At 50.0% G+C, this 3,024-nt stretch carries 2 protein-coding genes; one reads left to right on the top strand and one right to left on the bottom strand.

Features of this window, described 5'->3' with window-relative positions:
• Positions 1 to 157: 157 nt before the first annotated feature.
• Positions 158 to 784 (top strand): uracil phosphoribosyltransferase, encoded by a 627-nt coding sequence (gene upp / locus Q0256_RS01950; RefSeq protein ID WP_295152335.1) that lies wholly within the window; start codon positions 158 to 160, stop codon positions 782 to 784.
• Between the two features lie 579 nt (positions 785 to 1,363).
• Here the strand turns inward: upp and Q0256_RS01945 are convergent.
• A partial coding sequence (locus tag Q0256_RS01945) for an ATP-dependent helicase (protein ID WP_297959574.1) occupies positions 1,364 to 3,024 on the bottom strand: 1,661 nt, incomplete at its 5' end.

The raw sequence follows: 3,024 nt of genomic DNA, 5'->3' as shown, positions 1-3,024 counted from the left end.
AAATCGCGTTGCCGTTATCGGCAAAATTTCAGCGCCATGGTGCAAAAGCTCGCGCTAAAATATACGATCAAAATGCCCCAAAGGGCGCAAAATTCAGTAAATTTAAGGAGAGAAAATGTGTGAGAGCCAAAATTGTACGTACCAAACCGCGTGCGAGCTGCCTAACGTAAGGCTGATCAAGCACCCGCTGATCGAGCATAAGCTCACGATCCTGCGCGATCGGGGGACCGATCCGTTTCAGTTTCGCATGCTCGTCGATGAGATCAGCTACCTGATGATGTTTGAGGCCACGCGCGATCTGGCGCTGCGCGAGGTGAGCGTGCATACGCCCGTGGCGCAAACCAGCGCGTATAAGCTCGCCACGAAGATCATGATCTGCCCGATTTTGCGCGCCGCGCTGGGGATGCTAGATAGCGTATTTAAGCTTATGCCCGACGCTAGCGTGGGGTTTTTAGGCTTTCAGCGCGACGAAAAGACCGCGCAGGCGGAGTTTTTTTACGCCAAACTGCCCGCAGATGCCGCAGAGCGCACCGCAATCATCATCGATCCGATGTTTGCGACCGGCGGCACGGCGATCGATGCGGTGAAATTTCTGCTGAAAAACGGCGTTAAAAAGATCAAATTTATCTCCATCATCGCAGCGCCCGAGGGGCTTCATAGATTTAGCGAGATCTACCCGCAGGTCGAGGTTTTTACCGCGGCGATCGACGAGAGATTAAACGAGCAAAAATATATCGTGCCGGGCCTCGGAGATGCGGGAGATAGGGTATTTAATACGCTGTGAGTTTACGCGGCGAAGGGCTGCTTTGTGCCGCGTTAAATTTGCGTGGGATAGTATATTTGTGCGGCGATAAATTCATCGGTAGCAAGCTTTAACTGCAATGGAATTTTACGCGACGCGAAATCTATTTATAAATATGCGAGTTGTCGCCGCTCGGAATTCCGTCGCGCCAATAAATTTGGCAGGGCGCGTATTTTTACAGTGTGCGCAATACGTAGTGAAATTTTAAATTTCGCAGCGCCGTAAATTTGATGCGCTTTAAAATTTTAACTCGTCGTGGAATTTGCGGTATTTTGAAATTTATCAAATAAAATTTGAGCTCCGCGATGTATAAAACACGGCGGCAGAGCGTAATCAAAAATTCAAATTTTAGCCCGCTGCAAAATATCGCGCAACGTCCGCGCCGCAAAATTTACAAATAGCAAAATTTATAAAAATCGCGCTGCAAAATTCTTACTAAGCAATCCGGTAAAGAAGTAGGGCGGCGGCGCGTCGGACGTACGCGAGGAGTAAAATTCTTACCCAAACGATCCGTCAAATGCGCTTAAATGAAATTTAAAATTTAGCGAGCAAAATTTTGCCTTACTTCACCAGCCCCGCTTCCCTTAAAAAGCAACTCGGCTCGTAGCTAACTTTTCTGATCTTATCAAATTTCGCGTAGCTTAGCACCAGCTCGTCGCGCGCTCTGGTGACCGCCACGTAAAATAGCCGCCGCTCCTCCTCCAGGCTGCCGCCCATCGCCATTAGCTTGAGGTTCGGGAAGCGGTTTTGCGCCAGATCGATGAGATAGACGCTGCAAAACTCAAGCCCCTTGCTTGCGTGCACGCTGAGCAGATTTACCCCCTCGCCCTCGCTCATCTCCTTTGCGCCCAGAGTTATGAAGTTATAAAAGCTCTGCGGATCCGCGTATTTGCCCGCGATCTGCTCTAAAATGCCGCATTTATCGTAGATGCGGGAGATCTCATCCTTTTTGCGCTCATCGTCTATCTTGCCGTTTTTCAGCGTTGCGCGCTTTGTCGCGATGAAATCCGCCACAAGCGCGAAAAGGCGCGAGTCTTTGATCTGCGAAATCAGCGTAGCGGACCTTGCAGCAGAGCCGCTTTTTTTAAAAATTTTATAAATTTCGTGCAAAAATACGGCGCCGCCTTCGGTGATTTTATTATGTTTTAGCACCGGATGCGAGCGAAAAAACTCGTCAAATTCCAAAGCTTCAAAGCGCGATACCGAGCCGATGATGTCCACATCGTCAAAAAGCCCAAGCTGATAGTTTTTCCTCTTTTTTTCAAAAATTTTAACGCTCTCGTCGGGGCGCAAAAGACCTGCGTGAATACTTCCGTGTCCAAGCGCGATTAGCGCGTCGAAAAGCTCCTTGCTCAGCGCGCTGCCGACGCCTCTTGCGTATTCGCACGTGCTCATAAATGCCATCATATCTTTTGGGTTTATTATCATCGCGAAGATGTCCGTAAAGGCCTTGATCTCGCGGCTTTCAAAAAAGCTCACGCCGCCTTTTCGCTTCGCGCCGATACCGAGCTCCTTAAGCGCGACCTCGACGCCGTCGGCGCTGGAGTTGTTGCGAAAGATGACGGCGATCTTTTCGCGCGGAGTGCCGCTTTGTGCGATCTGTGCGGCTACGTGGGCGTATTGCGCCGCCGTATCGTCGTAAACATGCAGCCTAGGCGCGCTAAATTTTCCCTCGCGGCCCACGATCAGCTTCTTTTCGTAAAGGCGCGGATTGTTCGCGATGACACGATTTGCAAGCGCCAAAATCGCCGAACTTGAGCGGTAGTTGATATTCAACGCGTAAATTTTAGCGTCTGCAAAGCGCTTACCGAAGCTGCCGATGATGTCGATATTTGCGCCGTTGAAGGCATAAATGCTCTGATCGAAATCGCCGACGCAAAAAAGGCTTTTCGTCGCAAAGGCATCGATGAGGCTTCCTTGCAGCGAGTTCGTGTCCTGATACTCGTCCACTAAAATTTCATCAAACCGAAGCGGCGCGCCCTTTCGCAGCTCATGGCGCATCTTTAGCAAAACGTCGTTGAAATCGGCGTAGTTAAATTTCGCCTTTTCCTCTTCGAACTCGCGCAAAATATCTGCGTAAATTTCGGCAAATTCCGCCTGATCCTCGTAGTTTTTGCTAAACCACGTCTCAAAATCCGCGCTCATCTCCTTGTTTTGATACAGCGAGTACACGTCGTACAGATACGCCCCGCCGTAGGGGCGCGCGTCGCTTACGTGATAAA

The sequence above is a fragment of the uncultured Campylobacter sp. genome (assembly GCF_937949835.1).
GTDB lineage: Bacteria > Campylobacterota > Campylobacteria > Campylobacterales > Campylobacteraceae > Campylobacter_B.
This window is presented reverse-complemented; position numbering and strand designations above follow the sequence as displayed.